This window comes from Streptomyces cirratus (assembly GCF_014650775.1).
In the GTDB taxonomy this organism is placed as follows: Bacteria; Actinomycetota; Actinomycetes; order Streptomycetales; family Streptomycetaceae; genus Streptomyces; species Streptomyces cirratus.
The window spans coordinates 353819-369223 of record NZ_BMVP01000003.1 but is presented as its reverse complement, the minus strand read 5'-3'; the positions used below and the strand labels follow the sequence as shown (position 1 = coordinate 369223).

Here is a 15405-nt window from a genome sequence, read left to right as displayed (position 1 = left end):
GCCCCCGCGAACCGAGTTGAGGAGCAACGTGTCCCTGACCATGGACCGTCGCCTGGCCGTCAGCGCAGCCCTGATCGCGGTGGTGAGCGGGCTCGCCCCCGCCGCCACCGCCTACGCCGCCCCCTCCGCGCCGACGACGCGCGGCGGCCCGGCCGCGCCCGATCTGGAAGGTGTGACCCTGGCGTTGCGGAACACGACCGCCGCCGGGGCCCCCGGCGCGATGGTGCGCCTCACCGGCCCCGCGGGGGCGGCCACGAGGACCGTCGGGGTCCAGGACCGGGCCACCGGCGCCGCCATGGACCCCAACTCCCGCTTCCGCATCGGCAGCGTCACCAAGACGTTCTCCGGCGTGGTCCTGCTGCAACTGGCCGACGAGGGCAGGATCGGCCTGGACCGCCCCGTCAACCACTACCTGCCGGGGCTGCTGCCCGACGACCGGATCACGGTGCGGCACCTGCTCACCCACCGCAGCGGGCTCGCCGACTACACCAACGCGATGTTCGACCGGACCGTTCCCGGCTTCGAGGCCGTCCGGAACAAGGTGTTCGGTTACCACGAACTGGTGAACCTCTCACTGCGCGAGCCGCGCACCTCCGAACCCGGTGCGGCGTACGCGTACTCCAACACCAACTTCGTCGTCGTCGGCATGCTCATCGAGAAGGCCACCGGCCACCCGGTCGCCGAGGAGTACGAGCGGCGCATCATCAAGCCGCTGAAACTCAAGAACACCTCCTACGTGCACCCCCGCACCGAGATCAAGGGCCCGCACGCGCACGGCTACCTGTACCCCGACGAGGCCGGGGCCCCACCCGTCGACTCCACCGAACAGACCGTCTCCTGGGCCCAGTCCGCCGGTGCGATGATCTCCAACGCGGCCGATCTGAACACCTTCGTCTCCGCACTGCTGGGCGGCAGGCTGCTGCCCGCCCGCACCCTCGACGCGATGCTCGCGATGACGCCCACCGACGCCACGCACACCCGCTTCTACGGGCTTGGCCTGCGCCGCTACGACCTGTCCTGCGGCACCTCGGTGTACGGCCACACCGGTACGGTCCAGGGCTTCTACACCTACGCCTTCGCCACCCGCGACGGCGGGCGCACCCTCGCCGCCATGGCGAACACCTCCAACCGGGGCCAGGCCAACACGGCGCTCGGCGGCACCCTCGAAGCGGCGTTCTGCGGCAAGCAGCCCGCCACCGCCAAGGGCACCCCCCGCCGCGGCTTCGCCGCCCTCCCCGCCGACGAGGACCTGCCCGAGCGGGGCCAGGCCCGGGCGCGCTGATCAAGCCCCCGGCCCAGCGGCGCGTCATGACGGTGGCGGTACGGCCGGGACGGTACCTCTTGAGGGGGGCCGCCGCCGTGGCGCCCCGGCATCGGCGAGGGACGGAGCGCGGCTGTGCAGGATTCGACGGGTGATGCCCTGGGCGCTCCGTGCTGGGTGAGTCTGGCGACGCGGGACCTGGAGGCCGCCCAGCGCTTCTACGCCGCGGTCCTGGGCTGGACGTTCCGGCCGGGAGGGCTCGGCGAAGGCCTGGCCGTCGCCGAGGTGGAAGGCGCCCCGGTCGCCGAGATCGGGGCACTGGCGGGGGAACTGGAGGTGCCGGCCGCCTGGACGGCCTACTTCGCCGTCGAAAACGCCGACGAGACGGTGGCCCGCATCCGCGAGCGCGGCGGAACGGTCGGCGTCGGGCCCGTCTCCTTCGAGACCGGCGGCCGCGGCGCCCTGGCCACCGACCGCGACGGCGCCGTCTTCGGCATCTGGGAGGGCATCGTCTTCTCCGGCTGGCGCGTGGGCTCCGGGCACGCCCCGGCCTGGCTGGAACTGCTCACCCTGAACGCCTTCGACGCGGCCGTCTTCTACGGGGAGGTGCTCCGGTGGGCCGACGGGCCCGTCGAGATCTCCTACGAGGACGACCAGGTCGTCCTGCGCCACCACGGCGAGCCAGTGGCCCGGCTCAACAGCGGCCCGGTGGAGACCGCCGCGCTCCAGCCGCAGGTCCGGCCGCGCTGGCGGGTCCACTTCCGGGTCCCCGCGCTGGAACCCGCCCTCGAGGCCGCCGAGGCGCTGGGCGGCCGCGTCATGTCTGACATCGAGGAGAACGCCTCCGAACGCTGGGCCGCCCTCCGCGACCCCGACGGAGCCCTGTTCACCGTCACGGCGTCCCTGACGCACGACCAGCCCACGGGCCGCTCCTAGTGCTGTGACCGGCATGGTTCACCGGGTCGCGACGCCCGTCCCGGCACCGGCGGCGGCCAGGCGGCGCCGGAGCTCCTCCTGTGAGACGTCTTCCACGTGGGCGAGAAATACCCATATGTGGCCCGAGGGGTCCTTGAGGATGACGGTGCGGTCACCGTGGAACATGTCCTTCGGCGGCTGGAGGATCTCAGCGCCGGCGGCCTCCGCGCGCCTGGCCAGGCCGTCGACGTCCGCAACGAAGACATGCAGCGTGACGGACGTACCCCCGCCCAGCGAGGCCGGCGCGGCGAAGGAGGCGGTCTCCGCCTCCTCCACGCCGGCGTCACCCAGCATCAGGGCCGACCGTCCGATGGTGATCTCGGCGTGCAGGATCCCGCCGCCCGGAGCGTCGAGCCGGAAGTCCTCACGGGCGCCGAACGCCCGCTCGTAGAAATCGATCGCCGCGGCGGCGTCGTCGACCATGATGTGGGGGATCACGGCATGGCGGTAGCGGTCGGGGATCTCGATGTGGGCTGTGCGCTCGGTCACGGCGAACCTCCATGGAAAGACGCCGCTGGTCGGTACCCGCGGCTCTGGGAGGAACTTAGAAACTCAAGCCCGGTTGAGGTCAAGCGCCGGTGTCAGGACACGACCGTCGTGATGACGGCCAGCGGGGGCGGACGCGTTCCGCCGTCCGGACGGAGGGTCACTCCGCGCGGCGTTTGTCCTCGTCGTTCCACTCGCGGGTGTCGCGCGGTTCGACGTACGGCTCCCGGTCCGGCGGGAAGCCGCCCGCGATCGCCCGCTGCCGGCTCATCTCGGCGTCGAACTCCAGGCCGAGGAGGATGGCCAGGTTGGTGATCCAGAGCCAGATGAGGAAGACGATGACCCCCGCCAGCGTGCCGTACGTCTTGTTGTACGAGCCGAAGTTCGCGACGTACAGCGCGAAGCCCGCCGAGGCGGCCATCCAGATCAGCAGCGCGAGGAGGCTGCCGGGCGTGATCCAGCGGAATCCGCGCCCCTTGGCGTTGGGGGAGGCCCAGTACAGCACCGCGATCATGATCGTGACGAGGAGGACCAGGACGGGCCACTTCGCGATCGACCACACCGTGACGGCCGTCCCCCCGAGGCCCAGCGCGTCCCCCGCCCGCCGCGCGAGACCGCCGGTGAACACGACGATCAGCGCGCTCGCGCCCGCCAGGACCAGCAGCCCCACCGTCAGCGCGAGCCGCAGCGGCAGCACCTTCCACACCGGCCGCCCCTCGGGCACGTCGTAGACGGCGTTGGACGCGCGGATGAACGCCGCGACGTAGCCGGACGCCGACCACACCGCTGCGATCAGGCCGACCACGGCCAGGACCGATCCGAGCCCCGTGCCGCCCTGGAGCTGGCGGACCGCGTCGGAGATGACGTCCCGCGCCGAGCCGGGTGTCAGCTTCTGCAGGTTGTCCAGCACCGCCTGGGTCGTGGACTTCCCCGCCACCCCCAGCAGCGACACCAGCACCAGCAGCGCCGGGAAGAGCGACAGCACGGAGTAGTACGTCAGGGCGGCGGCCCGGTCGGCGAGCTCGTCCCTCTGGAACTCCCGGAGGGTCCGCTTCAGCACGGCCCCCCACGACCGGCCGGAGAGGTCAGTGGGCTCGTCCGGCGCCCTGCGCTCCACTTCGGGGCCGGGGCCGGGGCCGGATACGGGCTCCGTCGGCCGGACCCGGCCGTCGCGGTCGCCCCTGTCGTGCGGAGCTGGGGTGTCTTTCATGCCAGGCGGATGTCCACTCGCGGGCGGGCGAAACCTCGACCGTCGGGAGCCGTCGGGCGCGTCGCCGCCCGGATCGCGGGCATGCGCGGTAACACGACAACGACAGAGCGCTACGCCCCGGCGGAAGGCAGCGGAGATGTGGACGACGACGGCCGGTGAGCACGTTCCGGCAGGCCCGGTATGGATGCACCTGGCGCTGATGGCCGTGGCCCTGCTCATCCTGGTCTACAACCTCAAGCGGAGCAGCCGCTGACCCGGCAGGGGCAGGCTCCCGCTCCCCCACTGACACCCCACCGACAGGAGACAGACATGGAATCGACCGTTCCCGTCCCGTCACCCCTCCTCGACGAAGCCCGCACCGCTCTGCGCGACGTCAGCGACCCGGCCGCCCGCGCCCTGGTCCTGGCAGTGCTCGCCGCGGCGCGGGAACTCCAGGACGTGGCCCACAGCGCCGAGCGCCTCGACGCCCGCCTGGAGTCCCTCAACCAGTACCTCGGAGCGATCGCCAACAAGCCGTAGCCGGCGCATGGCGGCCCCGAGCCGGGGCAGCCGCGCACCATCGGAACAGCGGAAACGAACGGAAGTGGTGCGAGTGCGTCTGCGTAGCGTCGGGGTGGAAGAGGAACTCCTCCTGATCGGAGCGGAGAGCGGTGAGCCCCTCTCCGTGTCGGGCGCGGTCCTGGCCGAGGCGGAGCGGCATGCCGTCGCCGAAGAGCAGGGCACCTTCGAGAAGGAGCTGATGCGCGAGCAGGTGGAATTCTCCACCAAACCGGTGACCGAGATGGGGGAGCTGACCGAGGAGATCGTCAGGTGGCGCTCCGAGGCCGCCCGGCACGCGGCCAAGGCCGGCGCCGAGGTGGCCGCGCTCGCCACCTCGCCGCTGCCGGTCCGGCCCTCGACCAATGCCGGGGAGCGCTACGCGTGGGTCGCCGAGCGGTTCGGCCTCACCGCGCAGGAACAGCTGACCTCCGGCTGCCACGTCCACGTCGGCGTGGACTCCGACGAAGAGGGGGTGGCCGTGATCGACCGGATCCGGCCCTGGCTGCCCGTCCTCACCGCCATCAGCGGGAACTCGCCGTTCTGGCAGGGCCAGGACAGCGGGTACGGCAGCTACCGCAGCCGGGTGTGGAACCGGTGGCCCTCCGCGGGACCGACGGAGATCTTCGGCAGCGCCGACCGGTACCACGAGCAGGTGTCCGCCATGGTCGCCACCGGGGTCCTCCGCGACCAGGGCATGATCTACTTCGATGCCCGGCTCGCGGCGAACTACCCCACCGTGGAGATCCGCGTCGCGGACGTGTGCCTGCACCCCTCCACCACGGTCCTGCTCGCGACGCTCGTACGCGGGCTCGTCGAAACGGCGGCGCGCGGCTACGAGGCCGGCGAGCCCCCGGCGCGCATCGGGGTGAGCCTGCTGCGGCTGGCGTCGTGGCGGGCGGCCCGCTCGGGCATCGACGGACCCCTCATCCACCCGACGACGATGCTGGAGGCACCGGCCCGCGTCGTGGTGGACGCCCTGTTCGAGCACGTCCGCGAAGCCCTTGAGGACCACGGGGACGCCGCCCCTGCCCGCCAGGGCATCGAGGAGCTCTTCGAGCGCGGCAACGGGGCGCGCGTCCAGCGCGAACTGCTGGCCAAGACCGGGGACTTGGGCGACGTCGTACGGGAGTGCGCCCGCATCACCACCTCCGGGTAGCACCGCGGCCCGCACGACCGTTGCCCTGCCCCTCGTCGGAGGGGCAGGGCAACGGTCGTGCGGGCCGGGACAGGGCCTAACGGGTCGCCAGGACCGAATCGTCGAAGGTGCGGGCGCCGGGCAGTCGGTAGCGGGCTGCCGCGAGCGCCGCGTCCACACTGGAGGTGCCCGTCGCGACGCACAGGGTGCGCCCGACGTCGTCCATACGGCCGCGGGTCTGCGGGGTGTCGTCCTGGGCGCACAGGACCGCCAGCGCCCAGTAGCGTTCGACGAGACCGGACAGCACGGCCGGGTGGGCCATCAGCATGGGCGGATCCTTTCGGGAAGCCGGACGATCTTGCCCCTCGGCTGCCCCCGTTGCGCGGCGCTACACCTGCCCAGCGGGCGGGAAGCCGCGGCGGTGATCAGTTCTTGGGCTCGGCAGGTCGGGGCAGCTCACGCGCCCGGAGAACAGCGGAAACAAGCCTCACGGATATCGGATGATCGTTTCTCCTTAGGCCTTTCGGGTGAAGCGATGTGTCCGTGCCGATTGCGGCGGGGAGGTGGCGATCGCGACGAGACGAGGTCGGTGATGGCGATGTCCGTGCCCGAAGAGCAGCAGCCGGTACTGAAGTACTGTGATCCGCTTCGGAGTGAGCCGCCGGACAGCAAGTGGTTCGGGGAACCGGCGTCCACCCTGTGGGCGCGGCCGGCCCGGACCCGGCGGATGCCGGAGACCGGTGAGGCGGCGTACCTCCTGCCCCGCGAGGTCGGCCACGTGCGAATGCTGGTAGCGCTGCCATGACGACGCTGCGGTCTGCCGCCTCCAAGTTCACCCCGGTCGGCAACGCGATGTCGGTGCGGGGACTGGTCGACCATCTAGGACTGCGCGGTGAGGTCTCCGGCCGCGACCTGATGCGCAGGCTGACCCCGCAGTCCTACGACATCCACAGCGGGGACCTGGGACCTTCCACCGTGACAGGAAGGGCCCAACTGGTCCTGTTCTCGGACGGGTTCTGGACCTACCGAGGACAGGTCCACGAATCAGGCCTCGTCGGACACGACTACGCCTTCGGTGTCGTGCTCGACTACACGGACCCGCACGGCCAAATCTACGCCTACGCGGCCGACGGGACCGTTCACGGGACGACGGACCTCGGTTCGCGGGATGACGACTGGCAGCAGGACGGTTGGGACCAGCGCATCTCCGCGAACTGGGACGCGATCGCGGCTTCGTCGTGGCGAGCCGACCTGCACGTCTCGACGAACGCGTTCGCGGTCGTCGAGGCCATCGCCGCCGGTCTGGGCCTCCTCGTGGGGGGTGCCGCTCTCACGGTCTTCGCCGCGGACCCCGATACGCACTGCTCCCCGGGGGGCTATCAAGATTCCTCCGGCGGCGCCGGAGTCGAGATCGTGTGCCGGCGGGAGTACCGGGAGTAGCGGGGCGCCCGGTGGTACGACCCAGAGGTGAAGGCCAGCAGTAATCATGCGAATGTTGGAGGTCTGATGTCGACCGTCGAGAACAAAACCAATGGCGAGACGGCTTTTCACGGCGTGTCCACCGGTGACACGACCGCTGTCTACGGTCAGGGCGGAGCAGTCGGTGTCCGGGGAGACGGCGCCACGTGGCACGGTGTCGTCGGCATCAGTGCGAGCGCGAATGCCGCAGGGGTATCCGGCAGCAACACCGACGGCGGCCCCGGTGTGATCGGTGAAAGCAGCAAGTGGATGGGCGTCTACGGGAAGACCGACAGCACCACCGGCGGCGCCGGTGTGATGGGCGAAGGTGTCGCCGGCGGCCCGGGAGTCATCGGCAAGAGCCAGCACTGGCACGGCGTATACGGTGAAACCAGCTCCCCCGCCGCGACGGGGGCCGCCGGCGTGTGGGGCGACAACAAGGCGGACGGCTCCGGAGTCGTCGGGCAGAGCGTCAACGGCGCGGGCATCTTCGCCACGAGCAAGCACGGTCCCGCGGCCGTGTTCCAGGGGAAGACGGTGGTTCAGGGCGATCTCGAAGTCTCCGGCGACATCCGCCTCCTCGGCGGCGACCTCGCCGAGCTCTTCGAGACGAGGCCGGCCGCAGCCGCCAGCGAACCCGGAACGCTCATGTGCCTCGACGAGGACGGCCGCGTCGCGCCGAGTGACCGCGAGTACGACAAGAAGGCCATCGGGATCGTCGCCGGAGCCGGCGCCTACCGGCCGGGTCTGATCCTCGACGCCGGATGCGGCGAGGACGTCCGCCCCATTGCCATGATCGGCAAGGTCTACTGCCAGGTCGACGCGTCCTTCGCGGCGATCGAGGTGGGAGACCTCCTCACCTCGTCCCCCACCGTCGGACACGCGATGAAGGCCACCGACCCCTCACGGGCTCTGGGCGCCGTGGTCGGCAAGGCACTGGCCCCGATGGCGGACGGGACCGGGCTGCTACCCATCGTCGTCACCCTCCAATAGAGCAGGAACAAGCGCGAACCGCCCACGACCACGGTCTTGCACCGTCGGTGAACGGGACTCACCGGGCTCACGTGTCCGTACGTTCCCCGGCTGGCACCCCATCACCCGCACGAGGGATGCCACCCGAGATCACTGCCGTCTGCGGCTGGTGACACGGTGCTTACCAGCACCCCTACACCTGCCCCGCGGGCGGGGAGCCGCGGCGGTGGCCCCGGGGGATGCTCCCGGCCGTGCGGGGTACCCGCGTCGTCGGCGGGCGAAGCGGCACGACAGGCGGCAGCCGACCCGGCACCCCCCACGGACGAAGGGAAACGGTGAGGATGATGGCCATGAGGGCGGTCGGATGGGCCCGGTCTTTTCCGGTGTCGAACGGGGTCCGAGCGGCCCGGCAGTGGACGGCCCGCCACCTCGAGTCGCTGGACTGGGCCGAAGACGCCCCGGACACCGTCCACTCGATCCTGCTCAGCGTCTCCGAGCTCGTCGCGAACGCCCATGTCCACGCCGCCGCGACCGCCCACCTCGTCCTGACGTGGGACGGCCAGTGCCTGCACGTGAGCGTGGCCGACGCCGATCCGCGACTGCCCAAACCCCGCGAGGCCGACGCGAACGCCACCTCCGGCCGGGGCCTGGGCATCGTGGACGCCCTCGCCGACACGGTGGACGTCCACGCCTGCCACGGCGGCAAGGCCATCAGCGCCTGCTTCCACCCGCCCGGGGTCCCCGCCCCCCACGCCGAGCCCGTCCCCGAGTGATCCCGGACAGGGCCCCGGCCCTGTCCGGCACTAGCGGACCTGGATGCCGATGAGGCAGGTGTCGTCGTCGGTGTCCGACCTGCTGTGCGTCAGCAGCCGGTCGACCCGCCTGTCCAGGGAATCCGCCTCCCGCGCCGCGAGGGACATCAGCTGCGAAAGGGAGTCCGTCACGGAGACGTCCCGCCGCTCGACGAGCCCGTCGGTGTACATCAGCAACGTGTCCTCGGGCTCCAGCCGTACCTCCTCCTCCCCGAAATCGACGTCCGGCAGCGCCCCCAGCAGCAGCCCCTGAGCCATCGGGAAGGTCTGGGCGTCGGTGCCCCGCACCAGGACCGGCGGCAGGTGCCCGGCGCGCGCCCAGCGCAGGACACGCGTCCGCGGATCGTAGATGCCGCACACGGCGGTGGCGGTGACGTTGCTGGTCAGGTGGTGGGCGACCGTGTTGAGCCAGGACAGCAGCTGGGCGGGCCCGGCGCCGGTCACCGCGAGGCCCCGCAGGGCATTGCGCAGGATGACCATGCCGGTGGCCGCCTCGATGCCGTGCCCGGCGACGTCGCCGACGCACAGCAGCACCTTGTCGTTGGGCAGCACGACCGAGTCGTACCAGTCGCCGCCCACCATCGCCTCCGACTCCGCGGGCCGGTAGCGGACCGCGATGCGGATGCCGGGAACCTCCAGGGGAGCGGGCGCGGGGGGCATGATGGCGTGCTGGAGCTGGAGGGCGAGACGGCTGCGTTCGGCCGCCTCCGCCTCGGTGTGCGCCAGTTGGTCCCGGGTGGCGGCGAGCGCCACCTCCGTCCAGTGCTGGGAGGAGATGTCCTGGTAGGCGCCGCGCACCGCGTGGAGGCTGCCCCGGTCGTCGAGGACGGGCTCGGCGACGAGACGGATGTGCCGGGTGATGCCGTCGGGACGCTGTAGCCGGAAGTCCACCGAGGATTCGCGCAGGTGGTGCAGGAGCCTGCGCAGGAAGCGGGTGATGGACACCACGTCGTCGGGGTGGGTGTGGCCGGGCAGTTCCTCCAGGGGCACGGGGGAGGAGGACAGGGGCCGCCCGTAGAGCGTGAACAGCTGCCCGTTCCAGGTGATCTCACCCGTGGTGATGTTCTCCTCGAAGCCGCCGACGCGGCCCAGGCGCTGGGCATGCTGGAGGAGGCTGGCCAGGCGCGCCGTCTCGTCCTCTATCCGCCAGATGAGCAGCAGGGACTCCCCGTGGCGGCTGATGCTGGCGTCCGCGATCGCAGTGAGGGGAACGTCGTCCACGAACGCGGTCAGCGCCATGCGCTGGGTCCGGCACGGCTCGCCCGTCGCGTAGACCCGTTCGAGCTTGCCGAAGAGCCCGTTGTCCTCGGCAGCCGCGGGGTACGCCTCCAGGAACGACGAACCGCACACCGACGAGCGCGGCCGGCCGGCGGGGTCGATGAAGCGGTCGTTGACGTGGTGGACGCGGAAGTCCGCGAGCCGGCCGCCCGGGTCCAGGCAGGGCGTCAGCACCAGCGCCGGGTCGTACAGGTTGTCGGCCAGGTTGACCATCTCGGCGACGGCGGCGCAACCGGCCGTTGGATCCACGGGCGCCGCGGCCGGCGCCATCGCCTGGTCGCCGAGGGTGTGCCCGCACAGCTCGGCCAGCGCCTCCAGTTGCCGCAGCACCTGCGGGGGCAGCGGGTCGAGCGGGTCCGGCCAGCAGATCTCCAGTACGCCGTGGATCCGTCCCCCGGTGCCGGCGGGCACCACGACGCGGCCGCCTCCCGGATGCTGACGCCGGCCGATGGAGGGGATGCCGGAGTCGCTGAGCCTCGGTACGACGGCCAACTCGCGGCTGTCCAGAGCCAGATGGGCGCAGGTCGCGACCTCGGGAGGGACGTAGCGCCACCGGCTCGCCTCCTCCTCCGGGAATCCCGCGTGTCCCACCAGCGTCAGGGAGGAATCCGAGCCCGCGACCCAGATCGCGACCCCGTGCGCCCCCAGCGGGACCAGGGCGTTCTCCAGCAGGGCGGCGGCCACCGCCTGCGAGTCGGCGGCGGCCAGCAGTCCGCTCTCGGCGGTGCGCAGCCGCACGGCGGGCGCGTTCACGCCGACGGCGGGGGCCGCCTGGCCGGTGCTCTCCAGGAACTCCCGCGCGACCTCGCTCACGTGGTCCCGGGCGGCCTGGTTGACGACGTCGACCGCGAGCGCGAGCAGGGTCGTCCCCGACTGCTCGGCCAGCGTGGCGAGTTGCCGCGCCGCTTCGGCCGGACCGCAGCCGAGGCGGCCGACGAGGACGCCCTTGGCCATCTCGACCAGTGCCCGGCCGTCGGCGGCGGCCTGGGCCTCCCGGACCTCCTGCCGCAACCGCTCGACGGTGGCCGCCAGCCGGCCGGTGTCGCCCGCCGCCGCCGCGGACGCGGCGGGGTGGGCCGGCGGGAAGCCGGGGCCGGGGCCTTCGCCGCCCTGCCGGGGGCTCGGCTCCGGCGCGAACCGGATCTCTCCCTGCTCGTCTCCTGCGTACGTGGGGCTGTTCACCGTGAACCGGCTTTCTCGGCTGGGGAGGGGAGTCGGTCGGACGTCAGGCACCGGTGGCACCTTCGTCCCGCCGAGCGGGCTCCTGCGGGAGCAGCCAGCGCCGGACCCGGGCCATGAGGTCGTTCGCGTCGACCGGCTTTGTCACGTAGTCGTTCGCCCCGGAAGCGAAACTCTTCTCCCGGTCACCCGGCATCGCCTTCGCGGTGACCGCGATGATCGGCAGCCCCGCGTAGGCGGGCATCCGCCGGATCTCGGCGGTCGCCGCGTACCCGTCCATCTCCGGCATCATCACGTCCATCAGGATCAGGTCGATGCCCGGGTTCGCGTCCAGGGCCTCGATGCCCTTGCGGCCGTTCTCGGCGTGCAGGACCTCGATCCCGTGGAGCTCCAGGATGCCGGAGATCGCGAACAGGTTGCGGGCGTCGTCGTCGACGACCAGCACGGACCGGCCCGCCAGGCGGTCGTCGACGTGCGCGGGTCCGGAGGACGGCGAGGGAGCGCCGGTCCGCACCAGCGGGGGCACGGCGCCGGGCCGCTCGGCGGACAGGTGCAGCGCTATCCGTTCGCGCAGCTCGTCCAGGCTGGAGAGGACTTCCAGCGGCTGGCGGGCGGCGTGCCGGGAGAGTTCCGTCCGCTGCGCCGCGCTCAGGCGGCGGCCGTCGTGCGCGAGCACCGGCAGGGACGCCAGGGCCGAGTCGCCCGCCATGGCGTCCAGGAAGCGCAGGGCCTCGCCGTCGCTGCCGAGGTCGAGGACGACGCAGTGGAAGGAGGCCTGCGCGAGTACGGCGGCAGCTTCCACGGCGGTGACGGCGGTCGCCACCTCCACCTGTTCCTCGGTACCCGAGGCGGCGCGCCCGGCCGCAAGGTCACGGGCCGCGCTCTCCGCCACGAGGCTCAGCAGGCCGTTGCTGCGCTCCTCGATCACCAGCAGCCGTCTGGGGTGGCGCGTGGACTGGTCCGCGGCGGGCACCGCGGCGTCGGCGGTCGCGCCGGGCTCCTCCGCCTCGTCCGCCGGGGCCGGCTCCTGGGCCGGCCCTTCCAGGGCGCGGTCGTGGAAGTCGTCGTAGGAGACGGGCAGGTACAGCGTGAACTGCGAACCCTCGTCCGGCACGCTGCGGGCCGTGACCACACCGCCGAGGAGCCGGGCGATCTCGCGCGTGATCGACAGACCCAGCCCCGTGCCCCCGTACCGGCGGCTGGTGGTCCCGTCGGCCTGCTGGAACGCGGCGAAGATCGCCTCCAGGTGCTGTTCGGCGATGCCGATGCCCGTGTCGATCACGCGGAAGGCCACCACCGATCCGGCCCGGTCCAGGTGGCCCGGCAGCTCGTCGGCGGTCGCCGGCTCGATCCGCAGCTCCACCCGGCCGTGCTCGGTGAACTTGACCGCGTTCGAGAGGAGGTTGCGCAGGATCTGGCGCAGCCGCGCGTCGTCGGTCAGCAGGTCGACCGGCACGCCGGGCAGGGTCACGATCTCGAAGTCGAGGCTCTTTTGGCTGGTGAGCGGCCGGAAGGTGGCTTCCACGTAGCCCAGGAGCTGCTTGATGGAGACCCGCTCGGGGTTGATGTCCATCTTCCCCGCCTCGACCTTGGACAGGTCGAGGATGTCGTTGATCAGCTGGAGCAGGTCGGAGCCCGCCGAGTGGATGATCCCGGCGTACTCCACCTGCTTGGCCGTGAGGTTGCGGGTGGGGTTCTGCGCCAGGAGCTGGGCGAGGATGAGCAGGCTGTTGAGCGGCGTGCGCAGCTCGTGGCTCATGTTGGCCAGGAACTCCGACTTGTACTTCGACGCCAGCGACAACTGCTGTGCGCGGTCCTCCAGTTCCTGCCGGGCCTGCTCGATCTCCAAGTTCTTCGTCTCGATGTCCCGGTTCTGGGTGGCGAGGAGGGCGGCCTTCTCCTCCAGTTCGGCGTTGGAGCGCTGGAGTTCGTCCTGCTGGACCTGGAGCTGCTCCGACCGTGCCTGGAGTTCGACCGTCAACCGCTGCGACTCGCCCAGCAGTTCGTCGGTGCGGGCGTTGGCGACGATCGTGCTGACGTTGACGCCCACGGTCTCCATCAGCCGGCCCAGGAAGTCCCGGTGCACCGGGGTGAAGGTCTTGAAGGTGGCGAGCTCGATGACGCCGAGCACCTGCTCCTCCACGACGATGGGCAGCACGATCAGCCCCGCCGGGGCGGAGCGGCCCAGCCCCGAGGAGACGACGTAACCGGGCGGCACCTCGTCGGCCACGATGATCCGCCGGCTGCGGGCCGCCTGGCCCACGAGGGTCTCACCGCGGCGCAGACGTACGGAGGCGGGGCTTCCGGCGGGCCGGCCGTAGGAGCCGATGAGGGTGAGCCACGTCTCTCCCTCGGTCTCCTCGGCGAGGTAGAAGGCGCCGTAGCTGGCGTTCACGAGCGGCGTCAGCTCGTCCATGACGAGCTCGGCGACGGCGGACAGGTCCCGGTGGCCCTGCATCAGGCCGGAGATCCGGGCCAGGTTGGACTTGAGCCAGTCCTGCTCCTGGTTGGCACGGGTGGTCTCCCGCAGGGAGCCGACCATCGAGTTGATGTTGTCCTTGAGCTCGGCGACCTCGCCGGAGGCGTCCACGGTGATGGAGCGGGTCAGGTCGCCCTCGGCGACCGCGCTCGCTACCTCGGCGATGGCCCGCACCTGGCGGGTCAGGTTCCCGGCCAGCTCGTTCACGTTCTCCGTCAGCCGCTTCCACGTGCCCTCGACGCCCTCGACCTCCGCCTGGCCGCCGAGGCGGCCCTCGCTGCCGACCTCGCGCGCCACGCGCGTCACCTCGGCGGCGAAGGACGACAGCTGGTCGACCATCGTGTTGATCGTGGTCTTGAGTTCGAGGATCTCGCCCCGGGCGTCGACGTCGATCTTCTTCGAGAGGTCGCCGTTGGCGACGGCGGTGGTCACCAGGGCGATGTTGCGGACCTGACCGGTCAGGTTGTTCGCCATGGAGTTGACGTTGTCGGTGAGGTCCTTCCACGTGCCCGCCACGTTCGGGACGCGGGCCTGGCCGCCGAGGCGCCCCTCGGTACCGACCTCACGGGCGACGCGGGTCACCTCGTCGGCGAACGCGGACAGCGTGTCGACCATCGTGTTGATGACCCCGGCGAGCGCGGCGACCTCGCCCTTCGCCTCCACCGTGATCTTCTGCGAGAGGTCGCCCTTGGCGACGGCCGTCGCGACCTGGGCGATGGAGCGCACCTGCCCGGTCAGGTTCGACGCCATCACGTTGACGTTGTCGGTGAGGTCCTTCCAGGTGCCCGATACCCCGCGCACCGTGGCCTGGCCGCCGAGGTTGCCCTCGGTGCCGACCTCGCGGGCGACGCGGGTGACCTCGTCGGCGAAGGCGGAGAGCTGGTCGACCATCGTGTTGATGGTGTCCTTGAGTTCCAGGATCTCGCCCCGGGCGTCGACCCGGATCTTCTGCGAGAGGTCGCCCTTGGCGACGGCCGTCGCGACCTGGGCGATGGAACGCACCTGGGCCGTGAGGTTTCCGGCCATGAAATTGACCGAATCGGTAAGGTCCCGCCAGGTGCCGGAGACGCCCTTGACGTCGGCCTGGCCGCCGAGGATACCGTCCGTGCCCACCTCGCGGGCCATCCGGGTGACCTCGTCGGCGAACGCGGAGAGCTGGTCGACCATCGTGTTGACGGTGTCCTTGAGCTCCAGGATCTCGCCCCGGGCGTCCACGGCGATCTTCTGCGACAGGTCGCCGCGCGCGACCGCGGTGGCGACCTGGGCGATGTCGCGGACCTGCGTCGTCAGGTTGCCCGCCATCGCGTTGACGGAGTCCGTCAGGTCCGCCCAGCTCCCGGACACGCCCGGCACCTCGGCCTGACCGCCGAGCGTCCCCTCGGTGCCGACCTCGCGGGCCACCCGGGTGACCTCCGAGGTGAACAGGGACAACTGGTCGATCATGCCGTTGAAGACGGTGGCGATCTCGCCGAGGAGCCCGTCCGCCCCGTCGGGCAGCCGGGTGCCGAAGTCGCCGTCACGCACCGCCGTCAGCCCCGCCAGCAGCTGCCGCAGTTCCGGCTCGCCCACGGCGCCCGGTGAGTCCGGCCCCGGGCCCTTCGTGACCGTAGCGTTCGTCAT

The 15405-nt window shown here is 71.7% G+C and carries 12 protein-coding genes; 7 read left to right on the top strand and 5 right to left on the bottom strand.

The features are described from left to right. Positions 1-40 precede the first annotated feature (40 nt). Both IE207_RS11340 and IE207_RS11335 read left to right on the top strand, forming a co-directional pair. Positions 41-1282, top strand: coding sequence for a serine hydrolase domain-containing protein (locus IE207_RS11340; RefSeq protein WP_190184224.1), 1242 nt, complete (start codon positions 41-43; stop codon positions 1280-1282). Between the two features lie 156 nt (positions 1283-1438). Continuing rightward, entirely contained in the window at positions 1439-2197 is a 759-nt protein-coding gene (locus tag IE207_RS11335; RefSeq protein WP_229873643.1) for a VOC family protein, read from the top strand. A gap of 18 nt (positions 2198-2215) precedes the next feature. On the opposite strand, the gene IE207_RS11330 is transcribed toward IE207_RS11335, so the two are convergent. Both IE207_RS11330 and IE207_RS11325 read right to left on the bottom strand, forming a co-directional pair. Further along, positions 2216-2725: a VOC family protein gene (locus IE207_RS11330; protein WP_190183954.1), complete on the bottom strand. Its 510-nt coding sequence runs from the start codon at positions 2723-2725 to the stop codon at positions 2216-2218. A gap of 157 nt (positions 2726-2882) precedes the next feature. Continuing rightward, positions 2883-3932 (bottom strand): YihY/virulence factor BrkB family protein, encoded by a 1050-nt coding sequence (locus IE207_RS11325; RefSeq protein ID WP_190183953.1) that lies wholly within the window; start codon positions 3930-3932, stop codon positions 2883-2885. 309 nt (positions 3933-4241) lie between these two features. Here IE207_RS11325 and IE207_RS11320 point away from each other — a divergent pair, with 309 nt between their 5' ends. Both IE207_RS11320 and IE207_RS11315 read left to right on the top strand, forming a co-directional pair. After that, entirely contained in the window at positions 4242-4451 is a 210-nt protein-coding gene (locus IE207_RS11320) for a hypothetical protein (protein WP_190183952.1), read from the top strand. Between the two features lie 79 nt (positions 4452-4530). Further along, on the top strand, positions 4531-5628 hold the full coding sequence (locus IE207_RS11315) for a glutamate--cysteine ligase 2 (RefSeq protein ID WP_190184223.1): 1098 nt from the start codon (positions 4531-4533) through the stop codon (positions 5626-5628). Between the two features lie 76 nt (positions 5629-5704). Here the strand turns inward: IE207_RS11315 and IE207_RS11310 are convergent, their stop codons facing one another. Continuing rightward, positions 5705-5935 carry a DUF5133 domain-containing protein gene (locus tag IE207_RS11310; RefSeq protein ID WP_190183951.1) on the bottom strand — a complete coding sequence of 77 codons (231 nt, stop codon included), beginning with the start codon at positions 5933-5935 and terminating at the stop codon, positions 5705-5707. Positions 5936-6408: 473 nt separating this feature from the next. On the opposite strand from IE207_RS11310, the gene IE207_RS11305 reads away from it, so the two are divergent. The 3 genes from IE207_RS11305 to IE207_RS11295 all read left to right on the top strand — a co-directional run bounded on the left by IE207_RS11305 (position 6409) and on the right by IE207_RS11295 (position 8810). After that, entirely contained in the window at positions 6409-7047 is a 639-nt protein-coding gene (locus IE207_RS11305) for a hypothetical protein (RefSeq protein WP_190183950.1), read from the top strand. A gap of 66 nt (positions 7048-7113) precedes the next feature. Next, the gene (locus IE207_RS11300; protein ID WP_190183949.1) at positions 7114-8058 is read left to right on the top strand and encodes a hypothetical protein; all 945 of its coding nucleotides are present in this window, start codon (positions 7114-7116) and stop codon (positions 8056-8058) included. Between the two features lie 329 nt (positions 8059-8387). After that, the gene (locus tag IE207_RS11295; RefSeq protein WP_190183948.1) at positions 8388-8810 is read left to right on the top strand and encodes an ATP-binding protein; all 423 of its coding nucleotides are present in this window, start codon (positions 8388-8390) and stop codon (positions 8808-8810) included. Positions 8811-8840: 30 nt separating this feature from the next. On the opposite strand, the gene IE207_RS11290 is transcribed toward IE207_RS11295, so the two are convergent. Then, the gene (locus IE207_RS11290) at positions 8841-11309 is read right to left on the bottom strand and encodes a SpoIIE family protein phosphatase (protein WP_229873642.1); all 2469 of its coding nucleotides are present in this window, start codon (positions 11307-11309) and stop codon (positions 8841-8843) included. Positions 11310-11352: 43 nt separating this feature from the next. Next, positions 11353-15405, bottom strand: coding sequence for a HAMP domain-containing hybrid sensor histidine kinase/response regulator (locus IE207_RS11285; RefSeq protein ID WP_190183947.1), 4053 nt, complete (start codon positions 15403-15405; stop codon positions 11353-11355).

Bases quoted from the DNA above. Each gene is read 5' to 3' on its own strand.
- IE207_RS11340 (WP_190184224.1), top strand. From the start codon at position 41: ATGGACCGTCGCCTGGCCGTCAGCGCAGCCCTGATCGCGGTGGTGAGC.
- IE207_RS11325 (WP_190183953.1), bottom strand. From the start codon at position 3,932: ATGAAAGACACCCCAGCTCCGCACGACAGGGGCGACCGCGACGGCCGG.
- IE207_RS11320 (WP_190183952.1), top strand. From the start codon at position 4,242: ATGGAATCGACCGTTCCCGTCCCGTCACCCCTCCTCGACGAAGCCCGC.
- IE207_RS11310 (WP_190183951.1), bottom strand. From the start codon at position 5,935: ATGCTGATGGCCCACCCGGCCGTGCTGTCCGGTCTCGTCGAACGCTAC.
- IE207_RS11305 (WP_190183950.1), top strand. From the start codon at position 6,409: ATGACGACGCTGCGGTCTGCCGCCTCCAAGTTCACCCCGGTCGGCAAC.
- IE207_RS11300 (WP_190183949.1), top strand. From the start codon at position 7,114: ATGTCGACCGTCGAGAACAAAACCAATGGCGAGACGGCTTTTCACGGC.
- IE207_RS11295 (WP_190183948.1), top strand. From the start codon at position 8,388: ATGAGGGCGGTCGGATGGGCCCGGTCTTTTCCGGTGTCGAACGGGGTC.
- IE207_RS11285 (WP_190183947.1), bottom strand. From the start codon at position 15,405: ATGACGAACGCTACGGTCACGAAGGGCCCGGGGCCGGACTCACCGGGC.